General features: G+C 71.9%; 1 protein-coding gene. It reads left to right on the forward strand.

What is annotated here, in order from left to right:
• Positions 1-3,142, forward strand: a 3,142-nt coding sequence (locus tag LO771_RS29910; protein WP_230748280.1) for a non-ribosomal peptide synthetase, incomplete at both ends; no start/stop codon positions are given.

Below are 3,142 nucleotides of genomic sequence, written 5' to 3' on the forward strand. Positions count from 1 at the left end.
ACACCGCCGCACGCCTGGCGCAGCTGCCGGACACCGACCTCACCGACGCCGAGCGCACGACGCCACTGCTGCCCGCCCACCCCGCGTATGTGATCTACACCTCCGGCTCGACGGGCCGTCCCAAGGGGGTGCTGGTCGCGCACGGGAACGTGGTCCGCCTGTTCTCGGCGACGGACCACTGGTTCGGCTTCGGCCCGGACGACGCGTTCACCTGGTTCCACTCCTTCGCGTTCGACTTCTCGGTGTGGGAGATGTGGGGCCCGCTGCTGCACGGCGGACGCCTGGTCGTCGTCCCCTTCGACGTCTCCCGCTCTCCGGCCGACTTCCTGGCCCTGCTGGTCCGCGAGGGGGTGACGGTGCTGAGCCAGACCCCGTCCGCGTTCTACCAGCTCGCCCAGGCCGACGCACTAGACCCGGAACTGGGCGCCGGGCTGGCCCTGCGGACGGTGGTGTTCGGCGGTGAGGCGCTGGACCTGTCGCGCCTGTCGGGCTGGTACGCGCGCCACGCGCAGAACGCGCCGCTGCTGGTCAACATGTACGGCATCACCGAGACGACCGTCCATGTCACCTACCGGGCCCTGGGCGCCGACCTCGCCGGCCGGGGCCCGGTGGCGAGCGTGATCGGCCGCGGCATCCCCGACCTGCAGGTGTACGTCCTCGATGCCGCCCTGCAGCCCTGCCCGCCCGGGGTGCCGGGCGAGATGTACGTCGCGGGTGAGGGGCTGGCCCGCGGCTACCTGGGACGGGCCGGCCTGACCGCGGGCCGGTTCGTCGCGGACCCGTTCGGTCCGGTGGGTTCGCGGATGTACCGCAGCGGCGACCTGGCCCGCTGGGACCAGGACGGTGTCCTGGAATACCTCGGCCGCACCGACGACCAGGTCAAAATCCGCGGCTTCCGTATCGAGCTCGGCGAGATCGAGGCCGCGCTCGCCGCCCACCCGGCCGTCGCCCAGGCCACGGTCCTCGTCCGCGAGGACCGCCCCGGAGACAAGCGACTCGTCGCCTACCTGATCCCTGCGGACAGCGGTTCGGCGTCGGACATCGATCGGCTGGCAGCGGGGGTCCGGATCCACGCTACGGGTCTGCTGCCGGAGTACATGGTGCCGTCGGCGGTCGTGGTGCTGGAGGCGTTCCCGCTGACGGTCAACGGCAAGCTGGACCGCAAGGCCCTGCCCGAGCCGGACCTGGCGGAGTCCGCCGGGGCCGGCCGCAGGCCGGAGACCGAGCAGGAAGCACAGCTGTGCGCCGTCTTCGCCGAGGTCCTCGGCATTCCCGAGGTGGGTGTCGAGGACAACTTCTTCGAGCTCGGCGGGCACTCCCTGCTCGCCGTCACCCTCATCGAGCGCATCCGCACCACCCTCGACGTCAGCCTGTCCGTCAAGGCACTGTTCACCGCGCCGACCGTGGCAGGGCTCTCGGGTGTCCTGGGTGAGCCGGTATTTCAGGCACCCCCGAATCTGATTCCGCAGGGGGCCCGGGAGATCACCCCCGCGATGCTGCCCCTGGTCGAGCTGAGCACCGACGACATCCAGCGCATCGTGGAGCGCGTGCCCGGCGGGGCCGCGAACATCGCGGACGTCTATCCGCTCGCCCCCCTGCAGGAGGGCATCTTCTTCCACCACCTGCTGCAGGCCGGTGAGGGCGCCGACGCCTACGTCCTGCCCACCGTGCTGCGCTTCGACAGCCGCGAGCACCTCGACACGTTCACCGGCGCGCTCCAGAAGGTCGTCGACCGGCACGACATCCTGCGCACCGCGGTCGTCTGGCAGGACCTGCCCGAACCCGTCCAGGTCGTCCTCCGCGAAGCCCCCATCCAGGTCACCGAGGTGGTCTTGGAGCCGTCCGGCGCTGACGTCGCCGACAGGCTGCTGGCGGCATCTCCTTCGGTGATGGCGTTGGACGAGGCCCCGCTGGTCCGGGTGTTCACGGCCGCCGAGCCCGAGGGCGGGCGCTGGTGCGCCCTGCTCCAGGTCCACCACCTGATCCAGGACCACACCACCCTCGACATCCTCATGGCCGAGGTCCGGGCCTTCGTCACCGGCGAGCACGAGACACTGCCCGACCCCCTGCCCTTCCGCGACTTCGTCGCCCAGGCACGACGAGGGGTCTCACCCGAGGAACACCAGGAGTTCTTCGCCGGCTTCCTCGCCGACGTCGGCGAACCCACCGCCCCCTTCGGCGTCCTCGACGTCCACGGAGACGGCGCCACCGTCCGCGAGGCCCGACTCGCCCTCGACGACGACCTCGCCGAACGCCTCCGCGACCAGGCCCGCACCCACGGGGTCAGCCCCGCCACCGTCTTCCACCTCGCCTGGGCCCGCCTGGCCGGCGCCCTCACCGGACGCGACGACGTCGTCTTCGGCACCGTCCTCCTCGGCCGCATGAACGCCGGCACCAACGCCGACCGCGTCCCCGGCCTGTTCATCAACACCCTCCCCGTCCGCGCCCACCTCGGCGCCACACCCGTCGGCGAAGCGCTCACCCGCATGCACCGCCACCTCGCCGACCTCCTCGCCCACGAACACGCCCCCCTCGCACTGGCCCAGCGCGCCAGCGCCATGCCCCCGCAGACACCGCTGTTCACCACCCTCCTCAACTACCGCCACAGCGGCCAGAGCACCGACCAGACCCCCGTGCCCGGCGTCGAACTCCTCTACGCCCACGAACGCACCAACTACCCCCTCGGCGTCTACATCGACGACACCACCCACGGCTTCAGCATCACCGTCCAGGCCCACGACTCCATCGACCCCCACACCGTCGCCACCTGGATGCACACGGCCACCGACAGCATCACCACCGCCCTCCAGACCTCCCCCACCACCCCCCTCCACCACACCCACGTCCTCACCCCCGCCGAACGCCACCGGGTGCTCGTGGAGTGGAACGGTGGTGGCGCGGAGGGGCTGCCGGCTCCTTCCGTGACCTTGGTGGAGGGTTTCGAGGCCCAGGCCGCCCGCACCCCGGAGGCGGTGGCGGTGGTCGACGGCGACGGCACGGCGGTCACCTACGGTGAGCTGAACGCGCGGGCGAACCGCATCGCGCGGCTGCTCGTGGAGCACGGCGCCGGCCCCGAGGGCCGGGTCGCGGTCTCGCTGCCGCGCTCGGCGCAGCTGATGACGGCCCTGCTGGCGGTGCTCAA

Origin of the sequence: Streptacidiphilus sp. ASG 303, from assembly GCF_020991365.1 — a bacterium.
GTDB lineage: Bacteria > Actinomycetota > Actinomycetes > Streptomycetales > Streptomycetaceae > Peterkaempfera.